The following is a 23,034-nucleotide window of genomic DNA, read 5'->3' on the forward strand; positions in this document are numbered from 1 at the left end:
ACTCCCCGAAAAACATGGACGCGAGCCGACGCATGCCACTGGCGGGCGCAGGGATGCCGCCGGCGCGAGCATCGGGAGGGGACCCGCTTGCGGGGAGGGCGTCCGTTCTGCGAGTGACGGCGGCATCCCGGAGCCCGCCCCACAAGAAACTTACGAAGAAGAAGAAACCCGAGCCTCCCAGCCCGTACGCACCATCTCATCGACCGAATACCGCATCCGCCAGTCGAGGTCGCGGGCGGCGAGGGTGCCGTCGGCGACGATGCGGTCGGGGTCGCCGGGGCGGCGCGGGCCGATCTCGGGGGTGAAGTCGACGCCGGTGACGCGCACCATCGCGTCCATGATCTGCTTCACGCTGAGGCCGTCGCCCGAGCCGAGGTTGTAGGCGGGCTCGATCGGTTCGCCCGAGGCGAGACGCTGCGCGGCGGCGACGTGCGCGGCGGCGATGTCGCCCACGTGCACGTAGTCGCGCACGTTGGTGCCGTCTTCGGTGTCGTAGTCGTCGCCGTTGATGCGCGGGGTGCGTCCGTCGAGCAGCGCCTCGAACACGATCGGGAAGAGGTTGTGCGGGCTGACGTCGTAGACCGTCGGGTCGGCCGATCCGACGACGTTGAAGTAGCGCAGCGAGGTGTGCCGCAGCGGGGTCGCCGACTCGGCGGTAGCGACCGCCTGGTCGCGCAGCAGCCATTCGCCGATGAGCTTCGATTCGCCGTAGGGGCTCGCGGGCTTCTTGGCGGTGTCCTCGACGACGAGGGCGACGTCGGGGGTGCCGTAGACGGCGGCCGACGACGAGAACACGATGTTCGCGACGCCCGCGGCCTCCATCGCCTCGAGGATCACGCGGGTGCCCTCGACGTTCTGCGCGTAGGTGTGCAGCGGGCGCTGCACCGAGACGCCGGCGTACTTGTAGCCGGCGACGTGGATGACGCCCTGGGCGTCGTGGTCGCGGAGCGCCTTCGCGACGAGGTCGCGGTCGAGGATGCTGCCCTGCACGAAGGGCACGCCCTCCGGAACGAAGGAGGCGACACCGCTCGACAGGTCGTCGAGGACGACCGGGGTGAGCCCGGCATCCGCGAGGGCGCGGACGACGTGCGAGCCGATGTAGCCGGCGCCGCCGGTGACGATCCAGGACATTGCGTTCCTCTCCGGCCGCGCACGACCGCGCGACTCCGGGTTCGATTCTCTCAGGCGGATGCCGGTCACGCGTCGCGGTGCGCGCCCGCCGACGGCACGACCGTGAACAGGTGCGGGGCGGTGAAGCCCGCCTCGGCGAACGCGGCGGTCACGGCATCCGACACGGTTGCGACGGCATCCCGTTCGATCAGTGCGATCGCCGCGCCGCCGAAGCCGCCACCCGTCATGCGCGCGCCGAGCGCGCCGGCGGCCAGCGCGGCCTCGACGGCCGTGTCGAGCTCGGCCACCGAGATCTCGAAGTCGTCGCGCATCGAGGCGTGCGAGGCGACCAGCAGGTCGCCGATCGCGCGGGCGCCCTGCTCGCGCAGCACGCGCACCGTGTCGAGCACGCGCTGGTTCTCGGTGACGATGTGCCGCACACGGCGGAAGGTCACGTCGTCCATGAGCTCCTCGGCGCGGGGGAGGTCGGAGGTCGACACGTCGCGCAGGCTGGGCACACCCATGATCTCGGCGCCGAGTTCGCACGAGGCGCGGCGCTCGCCGTAGCCGCCCGTGGAGTGGGCGTGCTTGACGCGCGTGTCCATGACGAGGATCGCGAGACCGGCCTCGGCGACGCCGACCGTGACGAGCTGCGCTTCGAGAGAGCGGCAGTCGAGGAAGATCGCGGCATCGGTCTCGCCGAGCATCGATGCCATCTGGTCCATGATGCCGGTGGGCGCGCCGACCGCCTCGTTCTCGGCGCGGCGGCCCACGCGGGCGAGCGCGGTGCGGTCGAGTCCGGTGTGCCAGAGGTCGTTGAGGGCGGTCGCGGTCGCGCCCTCGATGGCCGCCGACGACGACAGCCCCGCACCCACGGGCACGTCCGAGGCGATCGCGATGTCGACCCCGCGGAACGCACCCTCGGGAGCCGCGAGTCGCAGCGCCCATGCGACGCCGAGCGGGTATGCGGCCCACTCCGAAACGGCCGGCGTCTCTCCACTGGGTCCCTGAGCCTGTCGACGGGTCGGGAACAGCCCGTCGAGCTCGTCGATCCCGACCTCGACCGTCTCGTCGGAGAACGTCGAGACGACGCGGATGCGGGCGTCGTCGCGCAATCCGACGGCGGCGACCGTGCGGTGCGGGATCGCGAACGGCAGCACGAAGCCCTCGTTGTAGTCGGTGTGCTCGCCGATGAGATTGACGCGCCCGGGTGCCGACCAGATGCCGTCGGGCGTGCGGTCGGTCAGCTCGGCGAACAGTGCGCGCGCGGCATCCTGAGCGGTGGTCTCCGGGCCGGTCTCCGTGGCGGTCATGCGGGGGTCTCCTCGGGGGTCGGGGCGGATGCCGCGGCTGCGGCCTCGGCGGCCGCGATCGCGTCGCGAATGCGGGCCGCCCCCTGCTCGGGGGTGACCTCGGCGGCCCAGGCCCACATCGCGGCTTCGGAGCCAGCGAGGAACTTGAGCTTGTCGGCGGCGCGGCGGGGGCTCGTGAGCTGCAGGTGCAGGCGCACGGTGTCGCGGCCGACGTTCACGGGTGCCTGGTGCCAGGCGGCGATGTACGGGGTGGGGGTGTCGTAGAGCGCGTCGACGCCGCGCAGCAGGCGCAGATAGAGCGGGGCGAGTTCGTCGCGCTCGGCCTCGGTCGTGGCGGCGAAGTCGGGTACGTGGCGGTGCGGCATCAGGTGCACCTCGAGGGGCCAGCGGGCGGCGAAGGGCACGAAGGCGGTCCAGTGCTCTCCGCGGAAGACGACGCGCTCGGATGCCTGCTCGAACTCCAGGATGCGGGCGAACAGGTCCGGCGCCGTGCGGTCGATCGAGTCGAGCAGTTTGGCCGTGCGCGGGGTGACGTACGGGTACGCGTAGATCTGCCCGTGCGGGTGCGGCAGCGTGACGCCGATCGCTTCCCCGCGGTTCTCGAACGGGAAGATCTGCTGGATGCCGGGCAGCTGCGAGAGCGCGGCGGTGCGGTCGGCCCAGGCCTCGATCACGGTGCGGGCGCGGATGACCGACTGGGTGCCGAACGAGCCCGAGTGCTCGGGGCTGAAGCACACCACCTCGCAGCGGCCGACCGAGGTGCGGGTGCGGCCGAGCCCGAGGGCGTCGAGGTCGTCGAGGCCGCGGGGGGCGTCGCTCGCCGCGGGGGCGGTGCCGACGGCGTCGGCGAGGGCGGGGCCGAACGCGGGGGAGCGGTTCTCGAACACCGCGACGTCGTAGCGCGAGGGCACCTCCGACGGATTGGTCGGGGTCTGCGGGGCGAGCGGGTCGGCGTCGGCGCTCGGCATCATGACGCGGTTCTGCCGGTTGGCCGCCACGGTGATCCAGTCGCCGGTGAGCACGTCCTGCCGCATGGTCGCGGTGGAGGGGCGCGGGTCGAGCGTGCGGGCGTCGACGGCGCGCTCGGCGCCGAGCGTCGTGTCGGGGTCGTCGTAGTAGATGATGTCGCGGCCGTCGGCGAGCAGCGTCGCGCGCTTGACGATGCCGGCGCTCAGGTTGTCGATGCGCATCTCCGCAGATTCAGGCGTGTTCACGTAAACATGGTAGATCCGGGGCCGTGATTACGTCAACATGGAGGAGTGAACGACCCCACCCCTTCTCCGCGACCGACGTCGGGCCGCGTCTCGATGGCGATGGTCGCCGCTCGCGCCGGGGTGTCGGGGCAGACCGTCTCGCGCGTCGTCAACGACAGCCCGCGCGTCGACCCCGCCACCCGCGCCCGGGTCGAGCGGGCCATGTCCGACCTCGGCTACCGCCCGCACCGCGCCGCCCGCGCGCTGCGCACCGGGCGCTCGCAGACCATCGGCCTGGTCGTGACGACGCTCGCCACGGTCGGCAACTCGCGGATGCTGCAGGCCGCCGCCGAAGCCGCCGCCGAACGCGGCTACGCCCTCACGGTCGTCACGGCCGCCGCGGGATCCGCCGGGGTCGACGCGGCGTTCGATCGGTTGGCCGAACAGGAGGTCGACGGCGCGATCGTGCTCAACGAAGCCTCCGCGCTCGTCCCCGCCGCTGCACGCCCCGCGGGGCTGCGTCTCGTGGTGGTCGATGCGATCGCCGATCACGGCCTCCGCGCGGTGCACAGCGATCACGCGGGAGGGGCCGCAGCGGCCACCCGGCACCTCCTCGGCCTCGGCCACGAGACGGTGCATCACCTCGCCGGACCCGCCGACTCCTTCGCCGCCGCCGAGCGCGAACGGGGCTGGCGCGAGACGCTCGTCGCCCACGGCATCCGCCCGCCCGCCGTCGTGCGCGGCGACTGGTCGTCGGACTCGGGGCATGCCGCCGCGGGGCCGTTGGCCGCGGCATCCGCCGTCTTCTGCGCCAACGACCAGATGGCGCTCGGACTCGTGCGCGGTCTGGAAGACGCGGGCCGCCGGGTGCCGACCGACGTCGGGGTCGTCGGCTTCGACGACGTGCCGGATGCCGCGAATTACCGCCCGCCGCTCACCACGATCCGACAGGACTTCCCGGCGCTCGCCGACCGCGCGGTCGCCGCGCTGGTCGCCGAGATCGAGGGGGGAGCGGATGCCGCGGCAGAGGCGCCCCCGACGTCGGTCGTCCCGACGTCGCTGGTCGTGCGTTCGAGCACCACGGCCCGCTGAGCGCTACGCTCCCAGCGCCGCCGACACCACCGCGCGTGCCTCGGCCTGCACCTCGGCGAGGTGCTCGGGGCCGCGCAGGCTCTCGGCGTACAGCTTGTAGACGTCTTCGGTGCCCGAGGGGCGCGCGGCGAACCACGCGTGCTCGGTCTGCACCTTGAGGCCACCGATCGCCGCGCCGTTGCCGGGGGCGTGCGAGAGCTTGGCGGTGATCTCCTCGCCGGCCAGCGTGGTCGCCGACACCGACTCGGGCGCCAGCTTCGCGAGCGTCGCCTTCTGCTCTGGCGTCGCCGGAGCATCCACCCGCTGGTAGGCCGACGAGCCGAACGCGGTCTCGAGCTCGGCATAGCGCTCCGACGGCGACTTGCCCGTCACGGCGATGATCTCGGCGGCCAGCAGGCACAGCAGGATGCCGTCCTTGTCGGTCGACCACACCGAGCCGTCGAAGCGCAGGAACGACGCACCGGCCGACTCCTCGCCGCCGAACGCGACCGAGCCGTCGAGCAGCCCGGGGACGAACCACTTGAATCCGACCGGAACCTCGAGCAGGCGACGGCCGAGCGACTCGGCGACGCGGTCGATGATCATCGACGACACGAGCGTCTTGCCGATCGCGGCATCCCGCGGCCACTCCGTGCGGTGCGAGAACAAGTAGTCGATCGCGACGGCGAGGTAGTGGTTCGGGTTCATGAGGCCGGCATCCGGGGTGACGATGCCGTGGCGGTCGGCGTCCGCGTCGTTGCCGGTGAGTACGTCGAAGTCGCCCTTCTTGGCGACGAGCGAGGCCATGGCCGACGGCGACGACGGATCCATGCGGATCTTCTCGTCCCAGTCGAGCGTCATGAAGCGCCAGGTCGGGTCGACCTCGGGGTTCACGACGGTGAGGTCGAGGTCGAAGACCTCCTTGATGAGCGCCCAGTACTCCACGGATGCTCCGCCCAACGGGTCGGCCCCGATGCGCACACCCGCGCGGCGGATCGCCTCGACGTCGATGATCGACGCGAGGTCGCGCACGTAGGCGTCGCGGAAGTCGTAGCTGCCGATCGTGTCGGCGTCGAGGTCGGCGAAGCGCACGCGCTTCACGCCCTCGAGGTTCGCCTCGATGAGCTGGTTCGCGCGGTCGGCGATCCAGCCCGTGGCGTCGGTGTCGGCGGGGCCGCCGTGCGGCGGGTTGTACTTGAAGCCGCCGTCGCGGGGCGGGTTGTGCGAGGGGGTGACGACGATGCCGTCGGCGCGCCCCCCGTTCCCCTCGGATGCCGCGAGGGCCCGGTTGTAGGTGAGGATCGCGTGGCTGAGCGCCGGGGTCGGCACCCACGAGTCGCGGGAGTCGACGCGCACGTCGACGCCGTTCGCGACGAGCACCTCGATCGCGCTGCGCTCGGCCGGCAGCGACAGCGCGTGCGTGTCGCGACCGAGGAAGAGCGGGCCGGTGATGCCCTGGCCCGCGCGGTAGTCGACGATCGCCTGCGTGGTGGCGAGGATGTGCACCTCGTTGAAGCTGCCGCTGAGCGACGACCCGCGATGGCCGCTGGTGCCGAACGCTACGCGCTCGGCGGCGACATCCGGGCGCGGGATGCGGTCGTAGTAGGCGGCGATCAACTCGTCGACATCGATGAGGTCACTTTCCTCCGCGGGGAGGCCGGCACGGCTCGTCATGAGTTCAGTCTGCACCGATCCGGCCCGAGAGGAAACTTCGCGTCGGAGCCTTGACGCGGAGGGCTAAGGTGAAACGCGTGACCGAACGCCGTACCTACAGCTATCTGGGACCCGCCGGAACGTTCACGGAGGCGGCGCTCGACCAGGTCGCCGAAGCCCGAGGCCAGCAGTGGCGTGCCGTGCACAATGTCGGCGAAGCCCTCGCCGACGTGCTCGAGGGCCGCAGCGACGCCGCGATGATCGCGATCGAGAACTCGATCGAGGGTGGCGTCTCCACCACGCAGGACGCCCTCGCGACCCTCCCGGGTCTGCGCATCGTCGGCGAGTACCTCGTGAAGGTGAACTTCGTGCTCGTCGCCCCGCGCGGCACCACGCTCGACGAGGTGTCGGTCATCGCCGCGCACCCCGTCGCCTACGCCCAGTGCCACGGATGGCTCGGCGCGAACATCCCCGCGCACTCGCACGTTCCGGCATCCAGCAACGTCGCCTCGGCGATCGGCGTGCTCGACGGCAGCCTGCCCGCCCAGGCCGCGATCGCCGCCCCCGGCATCGTCAACCACTACGACGTCGACGTGCTCGCCTCGGGCATCGGCGACAACGCGAACGCCGTCACGCGCTTCGTGCTCGTCTCGCGCACGACCGCGCCGCCCGCGCCGACCGGTGCCGACAAGACCTCGCTCATCGTCGAGCTGCCCCACGACCACCCGGGATCGCTCCTCGAGATGCTCGAGCAGTTCTCGACCCGCGGCATCAACCTGTCGCTCATCGAGTCGCGCCCGATCGGCGACGAACTCGGCCGCTATCGTTTCGTCATCGACGCCGACGGCCACATCGAGCACGAACGCATGGCGGATGCCTTGCTCGGCATCCGTCGGTTCAGCCCGCGCGTGGTGTTCCTCGGGTCGTACCCGCGGGCCGACCGTCAGATCGTGCACTACCCGGATCGCTACGCCGACGACGTGTTCGTCGAGGCGCGCGACTGGCTGCGCGGCATCGTCTCGGGCGAACCCGAGGCCTGAGCCCCCTCCGGCGCGGATCGCGCCCACTCAGCCCCCTCGGCCCTCGGCCCTCCGGCTCCGTCCGGCCCGGGTCAGTGCTCCCGGAAGTTCGGCCAGTCGCTGCCCGGCCGCATGCGCGCGTGGAGCGCGCTCTTGGCGACGGCGAGCGACGGGTAGGTTCCGGCCGAGGCATCCGCCCCCGCCATCGTCACCCGATAGCCCTCGTCGTCGTGACGGATGCTGCCGACGACGCCGTTCGGGCCGTAGGCCACCCAGAGGCCGAGTGTGGTGCTGGTGCTCATCATCGAACTCCTCTCCAGGGCTGAGGCTACGCCCGCCGGGGCCGGTGCGCCAGACCTCCGTCGCGCGTGTCTACAGCGCTGCGGCGACGAGCTCCAGGGTCTGGGCGCGGCCCGCGGCCGAGTCGGCGGGCTCGGACTCGTAGGCGCCGGCGACGGGGGAGAGCATGACCTCGTCGACGCCCCAGCGGCTCGCGAACTCGCGCACCTCGGCGGCGACGGACTCGCCCGTTCCGACGAACCAGCGCGAGCGGGCGGCCTGCACCACCTGGTCGGTCGCGGCATCCGATTCGGCCGCCAGCGCCTCCTCCACCGTCTCGAGAGCGATGAGCGGCTTGTTGAGACGCAGCCGCGACATCATGCGCAGCTGCGGCAGGGCGCGCGCCTCGGCCTCTTCGACGGTGGGCGACGCCACGGCGTTGACCGTCAGGAAGGTGCGCGGCGTCGGGTGCTCCTCGCTCGGCTGGTAGTTCGTGCGATAGAGATCGAGCGCGCGCTCGAGGCCCTCGCCCGAGAAGTGGTTGGCGAACACGTACGGCAGGCCGTGGGATGCCGCGAGCTGAGCCGAGTAGTCGCTCGAGCCGAGCAGCCACACCTCGGGGGCGTCGGTCGCCGCGGGCGTCGCACGCACCGTGTACTCCCCGCCGGAGGTGAAGCGCACCGTCGCCCCCTCGTTCGAGACGAGCGCGGCGATGTCCTGCACGTGGCGGGGGAACTGCTCGACGTCGCTGGTGACGCCCGAGCCGCGCAGCAACTGCGTGATCACGGGGTCGCTGCCGGGTGCGCGCCCGAGGCCGAGGTCGATGCGCCCGGGGGCGATCGCGGCCAGGGCCGCGAACTGCTCGGCGACGATGAGCGGCGCGTGGTTCGGCAGCATGACGCCGCCGGAGCCGAGGCGGATGCTCGAGGTGCGGGTCGCGGCGGCGGCGATCAGCACCGGGGGAGTGGTGGATGCCACGGCCGGCATGTTGTGGTGCTCGGCGAACCAGTAACGGCGATAGCCGATCCGGTCGGCGATCTCGGCGAGCGAGAGGGAGGCGCGGATGGCCTCGGCGCTGGTCTGACCGGTGCGCACGGGCACGAGGTCGAGGACAGAGAGTGCGACGTCATTCATCCCCTGCTGCAACCGGGGGGAGCGGCGGGGCATTCCCGCCGCACCCCCGATCGTCCAGAGAGTGGTCAGGCGGCCACCGGCGTGCGCGCCGCGGTGAAGGCATCCGCCACTGAGCGGCGCGCCAGGCGATAGCGGATGCTCCAGCCGGCGCTGTAGCTCTGCTCGGGCAGTTCGGCGAGCAGCCGGCGGTCCTCGGCGGGAAGCCCGTCGCGCGCGGATTCGCGCAGCAGGTCGTCGCGCGTGGCGGGGTACTCCATCGACGCGAGGAAGCGGTCGAGGTCGGGGGAGGTGGTCATGACGTTCCTTTCACGAGAGGTGGGGGCTACACGGATCGGTGCGAAAAGTCGCTCATGGTCTCTCAGAACCGACGTTCGCACCGATCCGTGCGGGGGGAGGCGCGACCGCGGGGAGGCGCGACCGCGCGAGGCGCGATCGCGCGCCCCCGAGGATCAGGCGTCGATCGCCTGCCGCTGGTCGGCCGATTCGACGGTGATCTTGCGCGGCTTCGCACGCTCGCTGACGGGGATGATGACCGACAGCACGCCGCTCTCGTAGGAGGCGCTGATGCTGTCGAGGTCGACACCCTCGCCGAGCGTGAACTGGCGCAGGAACGTGCCGGCGCCGCGCTCGCGAGCGAGCCAGCGCACGCCCTCCTGGCTGTCGGCGGTGCGCTGGGCGCGGATGGTCAGCTGCGCACCGTCGAGATCGACGTCGATCGAGCCGGGATCGGCGCCCGGCAGATCGGCGTGCAGGATGTAGCGGTCGCCGTCGCGATAGAGGTCCACCGGCATGGACCGGGGGGCGCGAACGGAGTCGAGCACGCTCGCGGCGAAGCGGTCGAGCTGACTGAACGGATCGAAGGTGAGTGCCATGGTGTCTCCTTTCGTGCGGCCCTCTCGGGCTCGATGACCGATGCAGAAGATCTGCATCATTTGCTGTAGATTTTTTATAGAACAAATCCAGCCACTTCCGCAAGTCCCGACGTCTCGAAGGAGAACCGGATGCCGCATCGCGATTCGCGCACCCCGCTCTACGGCATCGCCGTCGCCGCGCAGCTCGTCGACCTGCCCGAGGCGACCCTCCGCCTGTTCGAGAGCAAAGGGCTGCTGACGCCCGCGCGGAGTGACGGCGGCACCCGGCGCTACAGCGACGACGACATCGATCGCCTGCGGAGGGCGGCGCAGTTGCGTGACGACGGCATCAACATCGCGGGCATCGCCCGTGTGCTCGACCTCCAGGACGAGAACGCCGATCTGCAGGGCCGGAACGCCGACCTGCGCGACGCTCTCGACGAGGGGTGACGCCCGGCGCGGGCGCTAATCTGGCCGGATGGATGCCGAGATCTTCTACGTCCTCGTCGGCGCCGTCGTCGTGGCGGCCATCGCGCGCTGGCGCGGGTGGCCCGCCCCGCTGCTCGTCACGGTCGTCGCGCTCGCGGTGTCGTTCCTTCCGTTCGTGCCCGAGCTGCGTGCCGACGGGCACCTGCTGCTGAACCTCGTGCTGCCACCGCTGCTGTACTCGGCGGCCCTCGACGTCTCGTTCGTCGGGTTCCGGCGCAGCCTGCCGCAGATCCGCCGCCTGGGCATCTGGCTGGTGCTGATCACGGCGATAGCCGTCGGTCTGATCGCGTGGTGGATCTTCCCCGATCTGGGCCTTCCCGGGGCGCTGCTGCTCGGCGCGATCGTCTCGCCGCCCGATGCGGTCTCGGCCGCCGCGATCGGCCGCAAGCTCGGCCTGCCGCGCCGCATCATGACGGTGCTGTCGGGCGAGAGCCTCATCAACGATGCGACCTCGCTGACGCTGTACCGGGTGTTCGCGGCGATCCTCGCGGGCGCGACCGTGAGCGTCTGGGGCGGCATCTGGCAGTTCGTCGTCGCGGTGGCGGTGGGTGTCGGCATCGGCCTGGTGTTCGGCGTCGCGCTGCACCAACTGCGCATGCGCGTCTCCGACCCCGTCGTGATCGGTACGTTCGGCCTGCTCGCACCCTTCGGCGCCTACGCGATCGCCGAGCACCTCAACGGCTCGGGCGTGCTGGCGGTCGTCGCGATGGGCCTCTACGTCGGCTTCAACGCTCCGCGCACCGACTACACGACCCGTCAGCAGGAGAAGCCGATCTGGCTCTCGGCCGACTTCCTGCTCGAGAGCTTCGTGTTCGCGTACATCGGTCTGCAGCTGCCGCGCGTGGTCAGCGACCTCGGCGCCGAATCGATCGGCGAGATCCTGCTGCTCTCGGGCGCCGTGCTCGTGGTCGTGCTGATCGTGCGCCCGCTGTTCATCTTCCCGGCCAACGCCTGGGCGAACTTCCAGGACCGTCGGCGCCTCGCCCGCTGGGATCGCGGGGTCGAATCGGGAGAGTTCCAGAAGCGGCAGAAGCAGTCGCGGCGCTGGGGCCAATACACCCCCGATGAACTGCGCACGCAGATCGTGCGCGAGCGGATGGCGGGCCTCCAGCTCACCTGGAAGGACAACGCGGTCATCTCCTGGGCGGGCATGCGCGGCGTGGTCACGCTCGCGACGGCGCTCGCCGCGGCCGACCTCGCCACCCTCGACGAGCGGGCCTCGCACGCGATCGTCGTGGTGGCGTTCATCGTGACCGTCGGCACGCTGCTGCTGCAGGGGCTCACGCTGCCGATGCTGATCCGCCGCCTCGGCATCGCCAGCGACGTCGATCACGCCGACGATGAGAAGGCCCTCGCCGCGGTGAAGGAGAAGAGTCGTCGGGCCGGCAAGGCGTTCCTCGCCGAGAAGCGCGTGGAGTGGGAGGAGAAGTACGGCGAGGTCGACCTCTCGATCTTCGACGCCTTCGCCAAGCGAATGACCCGCGTCGAGAAGGACACCGACGAGGCGCAGGAGGTCGAGGACTCGGTCGCCAAGCCCTCGTACGACGACCTCGTCGCCCTTTCGAAGGGCTGGTTGCAGGTGCGTCGCGAGATCCTCCTCGAGGAGCGCGACAGGGGCAACCTCGACGAGGAGGTCATGCGCGAGCTGATCGCGGCGATGGATGCCGAGGAGCTCGCCATGGACACCCGCGGGGCGACCCGTCCGGGCGAGCGCGCGTAGCCGCGGCATCCCGCTGACGAACGAGAGTGCCCCGTCCTGGAAGAGGACGGGGCGCTCGTTCGGTGATGCGGCGGGTGGCGCTCAGCGCGTGGCGGCGGGCTCCGGCGCGGCGGTGGTGCCGGCATCCGCCTCGGGGGCGTCGTCGTCATCGTCCTCGGCGAAGGGGAGGCCCTCGCGCGGCGCGTTGTAGAGGCGCTCGTCGAGGATGCCTTCGCGCTTGGCGACGATCGTGGGGATGAGCGCCTGTCCCGCGACGTTGACCGCGGTGCGGCCCATGTCGAGGATCGGGTCGATCGCGAGCAGCAGCCCGACGCCCTCGAGCGGCAGGCCGAGCGTCGACAGCGTGAGCGTGAGCATGACGACCGCGCCCGTGGTGCCGGCGGTGGCGGCGGAGCCGACGACCGAGACGATCACGATGAGCAGGTACTGCACGAAGTTGAGCTCGATGCCGAAGAACTGCGCGACGAAGATCGCGGCGATGGCCGGGTAGATCGCGGCGCAGCCGTCCATCTTGGTGGTGGCGCCGAACGGCACGGCGAACGAGGCGTACGAGCGGGGCACGCCGAGGTTGCGCTCGGTGACGCGCTCGGTGAGCGGCAGCGTGCCGATCGACGAGCGGCTGACGAAGGCCAGCTGCACGGCGGGCCAGACGCCCGAGAAGTACTGCTTGATCGACAGGCCGTGGGTCTTCACCAGCACGGGGTAGACGACGAAGAGCACGAGCGCGAGACCGATGTAGATCGCGATCGCGAACCAACCGAGCGAGGCGAGCTTCTCCCAGCCGTACTTGATGACGGCGGCGCCGATGAGGCCGAAGGTGCCGAGCGGGGCGATGCGGATGATCCACCACAGCACGCGCTGGATGACTTTGAGCAGCGACTCGGTGAAGACGAGGAACGGCTCGGCCTTCTTGCCCGCCTTGAGCGCGGCGATGCCGACGACGGCCGCGACGACGATGACCTGCAGGATGTTGAAGCTGACGCTCGACGAGACGGAGCCGGCTTCGGCGTCGAACGAGCTGCTCACGCCGATGCCGAGGAAGTTCTGGGGGATGAGGCCGAGCAGGAAGTTCCACCACGTGCCGACGGTGTAGGGCTCGCCGGGCTCGAGACCCTCGCCCGCGCGGGCGCCGGGCTGGATGACGAGGCCGAGCACGATGCCGATGACGACGGCGATGAACGCGGTGATCGCGAACCACAGCAGCGTCTGGCCGGCGAGGCGGGCGGCGTTCTGCACGCGGCGCAGGTTCGAGATGCTCGCCACGATGGCGGTGAAGATGAGGGGCACGACGGCGGCGCGCAGCAGCGTCACGTACGAGCTGCCGATGGTGTCGAGGGTGGCCGAGAGGCCGTTCGGGTTCTCGGCGGTGGCGCCGAGCTGGCGGCCGACGAGGCCGGCGGCGATGCCGAGGACGAGGGCGGCGAGGATCTGGAAGCCGAACGACGTCAGCAGCTTCCGGAGCGGTCCGCGGGTATCAGGCGCCTTCTGCGCGCGAGCGGTGGTACTCATTGCGGGGGAACTCCAGAACAGATTGCGGCATGCCGATATACACGCCAGAACGTTCAACGCTAGGTCTGTCTGAGAATTCCCTGGGCGGAAATGACGAAGGATGACGGATGCCGCAGCATCCGTCATCCTTCGATGTCGATCCGACCGGAGGTCAGACGGGGAGGATCACTCCTCTTCCATGCCCATGCATTCGCTCATGTTGTCCTGGAGGATCTTGGTCGTCAGATCCTTATCGGACTGGTTGGCCTGCTTGTCCTCACCGTTGGCGAGGTAGTTGAGGGTCTCGTTGCTGAGCTCCGAGTCGACGAGGTAACCGGCGAAGCAGTCGGCGGCCTTCTCATCGAAGATGTCGCCCTGTCCGGCCGACTCGAAGTACTGGGTGAGGCCCGAAGCCACGTCGGCCTGAGACGGACGGCTCGCGCCACCACAGGCGGCGAGCGAGAGGGCGAGGGCTGCGGCGGGCAGGGCCAGCAGCAGGCGGGAGCGGGTGCGCAGTTTCCGGTCGAAGTTCATCATGCCGCCAGGTTATCGGCTCTCAGCCCATTGATAGGAATATCAGTATGGGGATATTTACCCATCCGGTTTTCTGATAATGGCGCCGTGCTCTGGCACGATGGCCTCATGTTCATGGTGACGACGAACGATATTCCGGGTTACCGCATCACCCAGGTGCTCGGCGAGGTCATGGGCCTCACGGTGCGCTCGACCGACTTCGGTCAGGGGTTCGCCGCGGGCTTCCGTTCGCTCGGCGGCGGCGAGATCCCCGAGTACACCCAGGTCATGTACGAGGCGCGGCAGGTCGTCATGGGGCGCATGTGGGCCGAGGCCCAGCAGCGCGGCGGCAACGCGATCGTCGCGATGCGCTTCGACGCCGGATCGATCCAGAACTTCACCGAGATCTGCGCCTACGGCACCGCGGTCGTCGTCGAGCCCCTCGCCCCGCAGGCGCCGCAGCCCGCGCCGCCGCAGCCGCCCCGGTTCTAGGGGCGCTCGGCCAGCACCAGCAGCTCGCCGACCTCGCAGTCGAGCGCGTCGCAGATCGCCCGCAGTGTCGAATAACGGATGGCGCGGGCGCGGTCGTTCTTGAGTACTGACAGGTTCACGATGCTCACCCCCACGCGCGCGCTGAGCTCGGTGAGCGTCATGCCGCGGTCGGCGAGCAGTTCGTCGAGGCGGCAGTGGATGCCGGTGAGCTCGTCGTCGTTCTCCGCGGGGCTCATACGAGACCCTCGGTTTCCTTCTGCAGGGACTCGTTCTCGCGCTGCAAGCGCATGCCCTGCCGGAAGACGGCCGCGAGAGCGAGCAGGGCGAGGGCGGCGACGATCGGTACCGGTGTGATGCCTATCTGGAAGCTCTCCGGGTAGAAGTCGCTGCCGAAGGGGGTGACGGAGCGGAGAGCCACCGTCGAGGCGATCGAGGGCAGCAGATCGTTCGCGGTGCCGAGGATCAACACGGCGATCGACCCGCTCACGAGGGCGCGGGTGATGGTCGCGCTGAACGGGCGCCCGCGCAGCGTTTGGAAGCAGACGATCGCGATCAGCACCGCGGGGATCGTGGAATAGAGAAGAGTGCCGGCCTGTGCCGCGGCCGCGAGCACCCGGGTGGCATCGTCCGGGTGCGAGATCGTCAGGGTCGACGACGTCGCACCGATGCACCACAGTTCGGGGCCGGACGTCTCGCCGGTCGTCCGGCAGGGGAGATCGGATGCCCACGGGGTCGGGATCTGCGCGTTGCTGATTTCGGCGAACTCGCCGCCGATGGCCTTGCCGACGATGAAGAGGAGTCCGACGGCGGAGAGGAGTGCCCACCAGGAGCTGAGCGTGAGCGTCACGTCGAGGGCGAGCGTGGTGCTCTTTCGGCGGCGGCCGATCACGACGACGATGCCTGCGACGACGGCGACACCGATGAGGATGATGGCGATGCGCAGAAGGGCGGCCGGAAGTTCGGTTGCGGACGCGAACATCAGACCAGGCCCTCCGTCTCCTTCTCGAGCGCCGACTTCTCGCGCTGCAGGCGATCGCCCACGGCGAAGGCGGTGGCGATCACGGCGACGATGAAGGACGCGAGCACCCAGGTGAAGGGCTCGACGGTGAGCACCGCGGTCGCGAGCCGATTGTCGGTCATCAGCGAGACGGTGGCGTTCGCGAGCATGTTGTCGAAGAACCGCACGGCCGCGAAGCCGATCAGGCCGGTGATGCCGGCGATCGAGACGAGGGCGGAGTTGCGGCGGCTGAAGACGTGACCGCTCAGGATGCTGCGCGCGAGCAGCAGGAGGCATCCGACCACCGTCACGACCGTGAGGATCAGCACGAGCTGGCCCAGGATGCCGGGAACGATCGCGATCGGCGTGAGCTGCGGGGCGACGAGGATGCCGCGGTCGAGCTCCATCGGCACCGTCGCCGAGCCGTCGGTGAGCGCGACATCGGCGACCCCGTCGACGAACTCGAGCGTCACCGGCACGTTCGTGCCGCCCGCCAGCACGATGATCCGCATCACGGCGCTGACGCCGATCCACGCGGCGATCGCGCCGCCGGCGAGCGAGAAGGCGGCGATCGACCAGCGGTCTCCGCGCGACGGTCGGTTCTGATGCGAGGTGCTCATGTCCACTCCTTATCGATGATCGTTGTTATCGATTCCCGTTAACATATCGACTCTCGATAAAGACGTCAACCCTTGCGTCCCATCGGTGCCGTAGCGGGGCGTCACCGCACTATGCCGACGGCGAACACGGGCATACACGGCATCCGCGGTCGTTACTCTCGGTATACAAGCGCTCGCACCCACAGGGAACGTGCGAACCAAGGAGTTGACAATGTTCGAGAGATTCACGGACCGAGCCCGTCGTGTGGTCGTCCTCGCCCAAGAAGAGGCGAAGATGCTCAACCACAACTACATCGGTACCGAGCACATCCTGCTCGGTCTCATCCACGAAGGCGAGGGCGTCGCCGCCAAGGCGCTGGAGTCCCTTGGCATCTCCCTCGACGCGGTGCGCGAGCAGGTGCAGGACATCATCGGCCAGGGTCAGCAGCAGCCGACCGGCCACATCCCCTTCACCCCCCGCGCCAAGAAGGTGCTCGAGCTCAGCCTCCGCGAGGCCCTGCAGCTCGGCCACAACTACATCGGCACCGAGCACATCCTGCTCGGTCTCATCCGCGAGGGTGAGGGTGTCGCCGCGCAGGTGCTCGTCAAGCTGGGCGCCGACCTCAACAAGGTGCGCCAGCAGGTCATCCAGCTGCTCTCGGGCGCCCCGGGCCGCGAGCCGGCCGCCGTCGGCGCGCAGAGCAACGACACCCCGAGCGCGCAGGGCGGCTCGCAGGTTCTCGACCAGTTCGGTCGCAACCTGACGCAGGCCGCGCGCGACAACAAGCTCGACCCGGTCATCGGGCGCGAGAAGGAGGCGGAGCGGGTCATGCAGATCCTCTCCCGCCGCTCCAAGAACAACCCCGTGCTGATCGGTGAGCCCGGCGTCGGCAAGACCGCCGTCGTCGAGGGCCTCGCGCAGGCCATCGTCAAGGGCGATGTGCCCGAGACGCTGAAGGACAAGCAGCTGTACTCGCTCGACCTCGGCTCGCTCATCGCCGGTTCCCGCTACCGCGGTGACTTCGAGGAGCGCCTGAAGAAGGTCACCAAGGAGATCCGCACGCGCGGCGACATCATCGTCTTCATCGACGAGATCCACACCCTCGTGGGTGCGGGTGCTGCCGAGGGTGCGATCGACGCGGCCAGCATCCTCAAGCCGCTGCTCGCCCGCGGTGAGCTCCAGACGATCGGCGCCACCACGCTCGACGAGTACCGCAAGCACTTCGAGAAGGATGCCGCGCTCGAGCGCCGCTTCCAGCCGGTGCAGGTCAACGAGCCGAGCCTGCCGCACGCGATCAACATCCTCAAGGGTCTGCGCGACCGCTACGAGGCGCACCACAAGGTGCAGATCACGGACGGCGCGATCGTCGCGGCGGCGAACCTCGCCGACCGCTACGTCTCCGACCGCTTCCTGCCCGACAAGGCCATCGACCTGATCGACGAGGCCGGCGCACGCCTGCGTCTGTCGATCCTGTCGAGCCCGCCCGAGCTGCGCGAGTTCGACGAGAAGATCGCCAAGGTGCGCGAGCAGAAGGAAGTCGCCAGCGAGGAGCAGGACTTCGAGAAGGCCGCCGCCCTCCGCGACGAGGAGAAGAGTCTCCTCGCCGAGCGTCTGCGCCTCGAGAAGCAGTGGCGTGCGGGCGACGTCGCCACCTCCGCGGTGGTCGACGAGGGTCTGATCGCCGAGGTGCTCGCACAGGCCACCGGCATCCCCGTCTTCAAGCTGACGGAAGAGGAGTCCTCGCGACTCGTCTTCATGGAGAAGGCCCTGCACCAGCGCGTCATCGGCCAGGAAGAGGCCATCGCGGCCCTGTCGAAGACGATCCGTCGTCAGCGCGCCGGCCTCAAGGACCCGAAGCGTCCCTCGGGCTCGTTCATCTTCGCCGGCCCCACGGGCGTCGGAAAGACCGAGCTGGCGAAGGCGCTCGCCGAGTTCCTGTTCGACGACGAAGCCGCCCTCATCTCGCTCGACATGAGCGAGTTCGGCGAGAAGCACACCGTCTCGCGTCTGTTCGGTGCCCCTCCCGGGTTCGTCGGATTCGAAGAGGGTGGCCAGCTCACCGAGAAGGTGCGTCGCAAGCCGTTCAGCGTGGTGCTTTTCGACGAGATCGAGAAGGCCCACCCCGACATCTTCAACTCGCTGCTGCAGATCCTCGAAGAGGGTCGGCTCACCGACGGCCAGGGTCGCGTGGTGGACTTCAAGAACACCGTCATCATCATGACCACGAACCTCGGTGCGCGCGACATCGCCGGTGGTCCCGTCGGCTTCCAGATCGAGGGCAGCAACGCCACGACCTACGAGCGGATGAAGGGCAAGGTGAACGAAGAGCTCAAGCGGCACTTCAAGCCCGAGTTCCTCAACCGTGTCGACGACATCATCGTGTTCCCGCAGCTCAACAAGGAGGAGCTGGTGCAGATCGTCGATCTGTTCACCAAGCGCCTCAGCGAGCGGCTGCTCGACCGCGACATGACGATCGAGCTGTCGCAGGCCGCCAAGGAGCGTCTCATCGAGATCGGGTTCGACCCGTCGCTCGGTGCCCGCCCGCTGCGTCGCGCGATGCAGCACGAGGTCGAAGACCGCCTGTCGGAGAAGATCCTGCACGGCGAGCTCGACTCGGGCGACCACGTGAAGGTCGACGCGAAGGACGGGGAGTTCCTGTTCGAGCACGGCCCGCGCGAGGGTGGCCCGGTCTCGGTCGGCGTCAACACCGGCGGCGACATCTCCGGCACCCCCGACCTGGCGATCGCCAGCGGGGACTGACCGCGCACGAATCCTGAAAGGGGGCGGATGCTTCGGCATCCGCCCCCTTTCCTGTGCCCGCCTCAAGGTCTGGGAGCGGCGGCGGTTCTAGGCTGGACGGGTGAGCGACTACATCGTCCGTCCGGCGCGGAGCGCCGACATCGTCGGCATCCGCAATCTGCTGCAGCCGATGGTCGAGCAGCGCATTCTCCTGGGCAAGGACCTCGCCGTGCTCTACGGCGCCGTGCAGGAGTTCGTCGTGGCCGAGGCCGACGGCGAGCTGATCGGCTGCGGCGCGCTCCACGTCTTCTGGGAAGACCTCGGCGAGGTGCGCACGCTGCTCGTCAGCGACGCCTGGCTGCATCACGGGGTGGGGCGAGCGATCGTCGACCGCCTCGAGCAGAACGCGGTCACGCTCGGACTCTCGCGGCTGTTCTGCCTGACGTTCGAGGTCGAGTTCTTCACGCGCCGTGGCTTCACGACCATCGGCGAGCAGGTCGTCGATCCCGACGTGTATTCGCAGCTCCTGCGCAGCGGCGACGCGGGTGTCGAGGAGTTCCTCGATCTCGCGCACGTCAAGCCCAACACGCTCGGCAACACGCGGATGCTGAAGCACCTGAACTAGCCTGGAACCCATGCCCCGTCAGTCCGCAGCTGTCTATCGTCGTCGGCGCATCGTGTTGCTCGGCGGGCTGATCCTCGTGCTCGCGGCGATCGGTATCGGCGTGTGGCTGCTGCTCGCCCAGCCGTGGGCCTCGGCCGCGACCGAGAGCACCCCGAAGCCCACCCCGACGACCTCGTCGACCGCGTCGACCCGGACGCCCGGCACGGTCGCGAGTCCGGATGCCGAGGCGTCCAACCCGCAGCTTCCGCCGGACGAGGCTCCGGAGGACGTGCCGGACGCATCGCAGACGCCCGCGATCGTGGCGTGCCAGGCGAAGGACATCGAGGTGAAGGCCGTCGCCGACGCCGAATCGTACGCCGACGGTGTGCTGCCGAAGCTGTCGATCTCGCTCACCAACAAAGGCTCGAGCGACTGCACGCTCGACGTCGGCTCGACCATGCAGTCGATCACGGTCTCGAGCGGCTCAGATGTGTGGTGGCGCTCGACCGACTGCCAGCAGAACCCGAGCAGCATGATCGCGACGCTCACCGCGGGAACGACCGTCACGAGCAAGGACCCGGTCACCTGGGATCGCACGCGATCGAGCGTCGAGACCTGCGAGCAGGAGAACCGCCAGCGGGCTCCGGGCGGCGGCGCGTCGTATCACGTGGCCGTGTCGATCGGTGGATTCGCCAGTGCATCCACGCAGCAGATCCTGCTCTACTGAGTCGATTCCGACCGTCTTCGGCTCGGAACGCTTCGAAAAGCGTATAAGTCCCGGTTTATTGTTCCGAAAAGCTCTGATGCATCGGTAACGGCTGACAGGGCTGGTTCTTTGGGATACCATTGAAGTCGATTCTCTGATTCATGCGGCACCATGCCATCCCCAGTGGCGTCGACTTACAGCGTCCCCAGCGCTTCGACACCGCCGCTCGAGAATCCGAGGGCCCTCTCGAGTACCCCAGTCCCCAATGTGGGACTCGAGAGGGCCCCAATCGTTTCCGCAGGCTTCGCCCGCGTCGAGACGTCGCTTTCGCCGCGAGACGCCACGCCAGACGTGATGTTTCGCGGCGAATGTGGTTTCTCGCGCGCCTAGGCTGGAGGCATGGCAGCGAAGAAGGCGAAGAGCGCGAAGCAGAAGCCGGCACCCGAGGACTTCCGATCGGATGCCCTGGCACTGGCGCTCGAGAAGCAGGACGTCGCGGCGGTCGCCCTCGCGCTGCGCAACGGCACGACGGTCGTGCCGCTGGTGAAGCCCGGTGCACGCGACAACCCGCTCGACACCGGCGAAGTGTGGACCTACCGCGACCCGAACAGCGGCGACCTCGCCCTGCTGCTGTTCAGCGACGCGAAGAACAAGCCCGACAACCTGCCTCCCGGCGTCGGCATCTACACGGCAGAGTGGCTGCGGAAGTTCCTCGGCACGCATCCGATCACGACCGTGTTCCTCGACATCGCCGGTCCTCACCCGATGCAGGCCTCACCGCAGGAACTGCTCAAGGCGCTCGAGGCCTGAGCCGCGCGACGCCGCGCTCTCGGCGGCTTCCCGCGGCACTGTCCTCAGAACGGCGGAATATCGCGCTCGTCGCGTCGACCGCCTCCGCCGTTGCGCGCCTTCACATCGGTGAGGGCGGCGCGCAGCGTCTTCGACCGGTCGTCGACGACCTGTTCGTAGCCCAGGCGCGCGGCCTCTGATCGGCGCTGCGCCGACTGGGTCACGGGACGGATCTCACCGGCCAGACTGAGCTCGCCGACGGCCGCGACCGTGCGCGGCACCGAGATCTGACGGATCGACCCGGCCACCGCGATCGCGATCGCCAGGTCGGCGGCCGGCTCGGTGAAGCGCACTCCGCCCACGGTCGAGACGTACACGTCGAGATTGCTGGTCGGTACTCCCGCGCGCCGCTCGAGGATCGCGAGCACCATCGCGACCCGCGCCGCATCGACGCCCTGCACGACGCGCCGCGGGTTCGGGGCCTGCGTGGGCACGGTGAGGGCCTGCACCTCGACGGGGAGGGCGCGGCGCCCCTCGAGCGAGATGGCCACGCATGTGCCGGGCTCGGTCGCCCCTTGTGAGAGGAACAGCCCGGAGGGATCGGGAACCTCGGCGATGCCGTCGCCGGTCATCTCGAAGCAGCCGACCTCGTCGGTGGGGCCGAACCGGTTCTTGAGCGCGCGGATGAAGCGGAGCGACGTCTGCCGGTCGCCCTCGAAGTGGCACACGACATCGACCAGGTGCTCGAGCACACGGGGCCCGGCGACCTGACCGTCTTTCGTGACATGCCCGACGATGATGATCGGCAGTCCACGGTCCTTCGCGACGCGGATGAGCGTCGAGGCCACCTCGCGCACCTGGCTGGGCTGCCCGGCCGCGCCGTCGATCATCGCCGAGGAGACGGTCTGCACCGAGTCGACGATCACCAGCTGCGGCTGCACCTCGTCGATGTGGCCCAGGATCGTGGCGAGATCGGTCTCGCTCGCCAGGTACAGCTCGTCGTGCAGCGCCCCGGTGCGCTCGGCGCGCAGACGCACCTGCGCGGGGGACTCCTCGGCGCTCGCGTAGAGCACCCGCCGCCCGGCGTGCGCGGCCTTCGCCGCGACCTCGAGCAGCAGCGTGGACTTGCCCACTCCCGGCTCGCCGCTGAGCAGGATCGCCGCCCCGGGCACGATGCCGCCGCCGAGCACGCGGTCGAACTCGCCGACCCCGCTCGTGCGGCGAGGGGCATCGGCCGTGGTGATCTGCGTGATCGGACGCGCGGCCTTCGCCGCCAGGGGAGCCTGCGCGCTCACACGCTGCACGATGCCGGTCTGCGTCGCCTGCTCCTGCACCGTTCCCCACTGCTGGCACTCGCCGCAGCGGCCCACCCACTTGGCGGTCGTCCACCCGCACTCGGTGCAGACGTACGCGGGCGGGGCGGGACGACGGGTGGCCATTCAGCCAGGCTAGCCGCGGCGTCCGACATCGCGGCGCACGCGCCGGTCGCGAGGGCCTCGGACACCCATGCGACCGGGCTATCGCGGGCATCCGACATCCCTATCGCGAACGGCTTCATCCGCCGATCCCCGCGGGCCATACTGGAGTCATGGCCAGCGCCGGGCCCATTTGCGGGCCGATCTCCACGTACTCGCGAGTGCAGCTCCTGCACCTCGTGCAGACGCGTGCGCAGCGCACGATCGGTGAGCTGTGCGAGGCCACGGGCCTGCACGCCAACACCGTGCGCGAGCACCTGCAGCGCCTCATCGAGGGCGGTTACGTGATCGCGGCCACCGAGCACCGCACCACCCGCGGACGCCCCCGCACCCTCTACAGCGCCGCGACCGGGATGGCGGATGCCTCCAGCCCCATTGCGCGCGACAAGGTCAGCGCCGCGGCCCGCCGTGGAGACCTCCTACGCCGGGTCATGCCGGGCGCGACATCCGATCTCGGTCGCGACGCGACCTATCAACTCGATGCACTCATCGAACACCTGGAAGAGAGCGGCTTCGAGCCCGTCGTCGACGACGTGCAGCTCACCGTCGATCTCAGCCCGTGCCCGCACGCCGCGGGCCGCGCGGAAGACCGTCCGATGCTCTGCCGCGTGCACCTCGGCCTCATGCAGGGGGTGCTCACCGAAGCGGGTGGGCCGATCTCTGCGGATGCCGTGCGCACGTCCGCCCTCCCGGCGGACTGCACCGTGCAGCTGCGTCTGACGGAGATGTCCGCCGCCTAGGCGAGCATCCGTTTTATTCACGGCCCGCAGCCCCGCGAGGGCGGCAGGCCCGTCGTTAG

24 protein-coding genes are annotated in these 23,034 nt (G+C 69.7%); 10 read left to right on the plus strand and 14 right to left on the minus strand.

Features of this window, described 5'->3' with window-relative positions; all coding sequences use genetic code 11:
* Positions 1-150 precede the first annotated feature (150 nt).
* The 3 genes from galE to galT all read right to left on the minus strand — a co-directional run bounded on the left by galE (position 151) and on the right by galT (position 3,613).
* The gene (gene galE, locus WFJ97_RS12545; protein ID WP_336641726.1) at positions 151-1,131 is read right to left on the minus strand and encodes a UDP-glucose 4-epimerase GalE; all 981 of its coding nucleotides are present in this window, start codon (positions 1,129-1,131) and stop codon (positions 151-153) included.
* Between the two features lie 65 nt (positions 1,132-1,196).
* Positions 1,197-2,423 carry a galactokinase gene (gene galK / locus WFJ97_RS12550; protein WP_336641727.1) on the minus strand — a complete coding sequence of 409 codons (1,227 nt, stop codon included), beginning with the start codon at positions 2,421-2,423 and terminating at the stop codon, positions 1,197-1,199.
* Positions 2,420-3,613 (minus strand): galactose-1-phosphate uridylyltransferase, encoded by a 1,194-nt coding sequence (gene galT, locus WFJ97_RS12555; RefSeq protein ID WP_336641879.1) that lies wholly within the window; start codon positions 3,611-3,613, stop codon positions 2,420-2,422. The genes galK and galT overlap by 4 nt, the downstream gene beginning before the upstream one ends.
* A gap of 117 nt (positions 3,614-3,730) precedes the next feature.
* On the opposite strand from galT, the gene WFJ97_RS12560 reads away from it, so the two are divergent.
* Complete coding sequence (locus tag WFJ97_RS12560) at positions 3,731-4,708, plus strand: LacI family DNA-binding transcriptional regulator (protein ID WP_336641880.1); 978 nt, start codon at positions 3,731-3,733, stop codon at positions 4,706-4,708.
* Positions 4,709-4,711: 3 nt separating this feature from the next.
* On the opposite strand, the gene pgm is transcribed toward WFJ97_RS12560, so the two are convergent.
* The gene (gene pgm, locus WFJ97_RS12565) at positions 4,712-6,361 is read right to left on the minus strand and encodes a phosphoglucomutase (alpha-D-glucose-1,6-bisphosphate-dependent) (RefSeq protein WP_336641728.1); all 1,650 of its coding nucleotides are present in this window, start codon (positions 6,359-6,361) and stop codon (positions 4,712-4,714) included.
* Positions 6,362-6,429: 68 nt separating this feature from the next.
* Here pgm and pheA point away from each other — a divergent pair, with 68 nt between their 5' ends.
* Positions 6,430-7,380 carry a prephenate dehydratase gene (gene pheA, locus WFJ97_RS12570; protein ID WP_336641729.1) on the plus strand — a complete coding sequence of 317 codons (951 nt, stop codon included), beginning with the start codon at positions 6,430-6,432 and terminating at the stop codon, positions 7,378-7,380.
* 71 nt (positions 7,381-7,451) lie between these two features.
* Here the strand turns inward: pheA and WFJ97_RS12575 are convergent, their stop codons facing one another.
* The 4 genes from WFJ97_RS12575 to WFJ97_RS12590 all read right to left on the minus strand — a co-directional run bounded on the left by WFJ97_RS12575 (position 7,452) and on the right by WFJ97_RS12590 (position 9,644).
* The gene (locus tag WFJ97_RS12575; protein WP_247624535.1) at positions 7,452-7,661 is read right to left on the minus strand and encodes a methyltransferase; all 210 of its coding nucleotides are present in this window, start codon (positions 7,659-7,661) and stop codon (positions 7,452-7,454) included.
* A gap of 70 nt (positions 7,662-7,731) precedes the next feature.
* Positions 7,732-8,772 (minus strand): LLM class flavin-dependent oxidoreductase, encoded by a 1,041-nt coding sequence (locus WFJ97_RS12580; RefSeq protein ID WP_336641730.1) that lies wholly within the window; start codon positions 8,770-8,772, stop codon positions 7,732-7,734.
* 65 nt (positions 8,773-8,837) lie between these two features.
* A complete protein-coding gene (locus tag WFJ97_RS12585; protein ID WP_336641731.1) occupies positions 8,838-9,068 on the minus strand; it encodes a DUF2795 domain-containing protein in 231 nt (76 codons plus the stop codon).
* A gap of 153 nt (positions 9,069-9,221) precedes the next feature.
* Positions 9,222-9,644 carry an Hsp20/alpha crystallin family protein gene (locus tag WFJ97_RS12590; protein WP_247633847.1) on the minus strand — a complete coding sequence of 141 codons (423 nt, stop codon included), beginning with the start codon at positions 9,642-9,644 and terminating at the stop codon, positions 9,222-9,224.
* Between the two features lie 129 nt (positions 9,645-9,773).
* Here WFJ97_RS12590 and WFJ97_RS12595 point away from each other — a divergent pair, with 129 nt between their 5' ends.
* Together WFJ97_RS12595 and WFJ97_RS12600 are read left to right on the plus strand one after the other, a co-directional pair.
* Complete coding sequence (locus WFJ97_RS12595) at positions 9,774-10,073, plus strand: MerR family transcriptional regulator (RefSeq protein ID WP_247633848.1); 300 nt, start codon at positions 9,774-9,776, stop codon at positions 10,071-10,073.
* A gap of 28 nt (positions 10,074-10,101) precedes the next feature.
* Positions 10,102-11,832, plus strand: a complete 1,731-nt coding sequence (locus WFJ97_RS12600; RefSeq protein ID WP_336641732.1) for a cation:proton antiporter — start codon at positions 10,102-10,104, stop codon at positions 11,830-11,832.
* Between the two features lie 81 nt (positions 11,833-11,913).
* Here the strand turns inward: WFJ97_RS12600 and WFJ97_RS12605 are convergent, their stop codons facing one another.
* Both WFJ97_RS12605 and WFJ97_RS12610 read right to left on the minus strand, forming a co-directional pair.
* On the minus strand, positions 11,914-13,341 hold the full coding sequence (locus WFJ97_RS12605; RefSeq protein ID WP_336641733.1) for a dicarboxylate/amino acid:cation symporter: 1,428 nt from the start codon (positions 13,339-13,341) through the stop codon (positions 11,914-11,916).
* 165 nt (positions 13,342-13,506) lie between these two features.
* Positions 13,507-13,857, minus strand: a complete 351-nt coding sequence (locus tag WFJ97_RS12610; protein WP_247633851.1) for a hypothetical protein — start codon at positions 13,855-13,857, stop codon at positions 13,507-13,509.
* Positions 13,858-13,941: 84 nt separating this feature from the next.
* Here WFJ97_RS12610 and WFJ97_RS12615 point away from each other — a divergent pair, with 84 nt between their 5' ends.
* Complete coding sequence (locus WFJ97_RS12615) at positions 13,942-14,325, plus strand: YbjQ family protein (protein ID WP_308209923.1); 384 nt, start codon at positions 13,942-13,944, stop codon at positions 14,323-14,325.
* On the opposite strand, the gene WFJ97_RS12620 is transcribed toward WFJ97_RS12615, so the two are convergent.
* From WFJ97_RS12620 to WFJ97_RS12630, 3 genes are read right to left on the minus strand one after another with little or no spacing between them, the layout of a single operon-like run.
* On the minus strand, positions 14,322-14,561 hold the full coding sequence (locus WFJ97_RS12620) for a helix-turn-helix domain-containing protein (RefSeq protein ID WP_247624544.1): 240 nt from the start codon (positions 14,559-14,561) through the stop codon (positions 14,322-14,324). The genes WFJ97_RS12615 and WFJ97_RS12620 overlap by 4 nt on opposite strands.
* Positions 14,558-15,304, minus strand: coding sequence for a hypothetical protein (locus WFJ97_RS12625; RefSeq protein ID WP_336641734.1), 747 nt, complete (start codon positions 15,302-15,304; stop codon positions 14,558-14,560). Before WFJ97_RS12625 ends, WFJ97_RS12620 begins: the two co-directional genes overlap by 4 nt.
* A complete protein-coding gene (locus WFJ97_RS12630) occupies positions 15,304-15,942 on the minus strand; it encodes a hypothetical protein (RefSeq protein WP_336641735.1) in 639 nt (212 codons plus the stop codon). The genes WFJ97_RS12625 and WFJ97_RS12630 overlap by 1 nt, the downstream gene beginning before the upstream one ends.
* Positions 15,943-16,153: 211 nt before the next feature.
* Between WFJ97_RS12630 and WFJ97_RS12635 the strand changes: the two genes are divergently transcribed.
* The 4 genes from WFJ97_RS12635 to WFJ97_RS12650 all read left to right on the plus strand — a co-directional run bounded on the left by WFJ97_RS12635 (position 16,154) and on the right by WFJ97_RS12650 (position 20,781).
* Positions 16,154-18,682, plus strand: a complete 2,529-nt coding sequence (locus tag WFJ97_RS12635) for an ATP-dependent Clp protease ATP-binding subunit (protein WP_247633854.1) — start codon at positions 16,154-16,156, stop codon at positions 18,680-18,682.
* 100 nt (positions 18,683-18,782) lie between these two features.
* Positions 18,783-19,286, plus strand: coding sequence for an amino-acid N-acetyltransferase (locus WFJ97_RS12640; protein ID WP_247624548.1), 504 nt, complete (start codon positions 18,783-18,785; stop codon positions 19,284-19,286).
* Between the two features lie 10 nt (positions 19,287-19,296).
* On the plus strand, positions 19,297-19,992 hold the full coding sequence (locus WFJ97_RS12645; protein WP_336641736.1) for a hypothetical protein: 696 nt from the start codon (positions 19,297-19,299) through the stop codon (positions 19,990-19,992).
* Between the two features lie 378 nt (positions 19,993-20,370).
* The gene (locus WFJ97_RS12650; RefSeq protein WP_247624550.1) at positions 20,371-20,781 is read left to right on the plus strand and encodes a dehydrogenase; all 411 of its coding nucleotides are present in this window, start codon (positions 20,371-20,373) and stop codon (positions 20,779-20,781) included.
* A 44-nt stretch (positions 20,782-20,825) separates the two neighbouring features.
* Here WFJ97_RS12650 and radA read toward each other — a convergent pair whose 3' ends face one another.
* Positions 20,826-22,199: a DNA repair protein RadA gene (radA, locus tag WFJ97_RS12655; protein WP_336641737.1), complete on the minus strand. Its 1,374-nt coding sequence runs from the start codon at positions 22,197-22,199 to the stop codon at positions 20,826-20,828.
* Between the two features lie 149 nt (positions 22,200-22,348).
* On the opposite strand from radA, the gene WFJ97_RS12660 reads away from it, so the two are divergent.
* On the plus strand, positions 22,349-22,975 hold the full coding sequence (locus WFJ97_RS12660; RefSeq protein WP_336641738.1) for a helix-turn-helix transcriptional regulator: 627 nt from the start codon (positions 22,349-22,351) through the stop codon (positions 22,973-22,975).
* The last annotated feature ends 59 nt before the right edge of the window (positions 22,976-23,034 follow it).

This window comes from Microbacterium sp. USHLN272 (assembly GCF_037149655.1).
Taxonomy (GTDB): domain Bacteria; phylum Actinomycetota; class Actinomycetes; order Actinomycetales; family Microbacteriaceae; genus Microbacterium; species Microbacterium galbinum.

What these genes read in the sequence shown, in the direction of transcription:
- galE (WP_336641726.1), bottom strand. Translation starts at nt 1,131, where the DNA reads ATGTCCTGGATCGTCACCGGCGGCGCCGGCTACATCGGCTCGCACGTC.
- galK (WP_336641727.1), bottom strand. Translation starts at nt 2,423, where the DNA reads ATGACCGCCACGGAGACCGGCCCGGAGACCACCGCTCAGGATGCCGCG.
- galT (WP_336641879.1), bottom strand. Translation starts at nt 3,613, where the DNA reads ATGCGCATCGACAACCTGAGCGCCGGCATCGTCAAGCGCGCGACGCTG.
- WFJ97_RS12560 (WP_336641880.1), top strand. Translation starts at nt 3,731, where the DNA reads ATGGCGATGGTCGCCGCTCGCGCCGGGGTGTCGGGGCAGACCGTCTCG.
- pgm (WP_336641728.1), bottom strand. Translation starts at nt 6,361, where the DNA reads ATGACGAGCCGTGCCGGCCTCCCCGCGGAGGAAAGTGACCTCATCGAT.
- WFJ97_RS12575 (WP_247624535.1), bottom strand. Translation starts at nt 7,661, where the DNA reads ATGAGCACCAGCACCACACTCGGCCTCTGGGTGGCCTACGGCCCGAAC.
- WFJ97_RS12580 (WP_336641730.1), bottom strand. Translation starts at nt 8,772, where the DNA reads ATGAATGACGTCGCACTCTCTGTCCTCGACCTCGTGCCCGTGCGCACC.
- WFJ97_RS12585 (WP_336641731.1), bottom strand. Translation starts at nt 9,068, where the DNA reads ATGACCACCTCCCCCGACCTCGACCGCTTCCTCGCGTCGATGGAGTAC.
- WFJ97_RS12590 (WP_247633847.1), bottom strand. Translation starts at nt 9,644, where the DNA reads ATGGCACTCACCTTCGATCCGTTCAGTCAGCTCGACCGCTTCGCCGCG.
- WFJ97_RS12595 (WP_247633848.1), top strand. Translation starts at nt 9,774, where the DNA reads ATGCCGCATCGCGATTCGCGCACCCCGCTCTACGGCATCGCCGTCGCC.
- WFJ97_RS12600 (WP_336641732.1), top strand. Translation starts at nt 10,102, where the DNA reads ATGGATGCCGAGATCTTCTACGTCCTCGTCGGCGCCGTCGTCGTGGCG.
- WFJ97_RS12605 (WP_336641733.1), bottom strand. Translation starts at nt 13,341, where the DNA reads ATGAGTACCACCGCTCGCGCGCAGAAGGCGCCTGATACCCGCGGACCG.
- WFJ97_RS12610 (WP_247633851.1), bottom strand. Translation starts at nt 13,857, where the DNA reads ATGATGAACTTCGACCGGAAACTGCGCACCCGCTCCCGCCTGCTGCTG.
- WFJ97_RS12620 (WP_247624544.1), bottom strand. Translation starts at nt 14,561, where the DNA reads ATGAGCCCCGCGGAGAACGACGACGAGCTCACCGGCATCCACTGCCGC.
- WFJ97_RS12625 (WP_336641734.1), bottom strand. Translation starts at nt 15,304, where the DNA reads ATGTTCGCGTCCGCAACCGAACTTCCGGCCGCCCTTCTGCGCATCGCC.
- WFJ97_RS12630 (WP_336641735.1), bottom strand. Translation starts at nt 15,942, where the DNA reads ATGAGCACCTCGCATCAGAACCGACCGTCGCGCGGAGACCGCTGGTCG.
- WFJ97_RS12635 (WP_247633854.1), top strand. Translation starts at nt 16,154, where the DNA reads ATGTTCGAGAGATTCACGGACCGAGCCCGTCGTGTGGTCGTCCTCGCC.
- WFJ97_RS12645 (WP_336641736.1), top strand. Translation starts at nt 19,297, where the DNA reads ATGCCCCGTCAGTCCGCAGCTGTCTATCGTCGTCGGCGCATCGTGTTG.
- WFJ97_RS12650 (WP_247624550.1), top strand. Translation starts at nt 20,371, where the DNA reads ATGGCAGCGAAGAAGGCGAAGAGCGCGAAGCAGAAGCCGGCACCCGAG.
- radA (WP_336641737.1), bottom strand. Translation starts at nt 22,199, where the DNA reads ATGGCCACCCGTCGTCCCGCCCCGCCCGCGTACGTCTGCACCGAGTGC.
- WFJ97_RS12660 (WP_336641738.1), top strand. Translation starts at nt 22,349, where the DNA reads ATGGCCAGCGCCGGGCCCATTTGCGGGCCGATCTCCACGTACTCGCGA.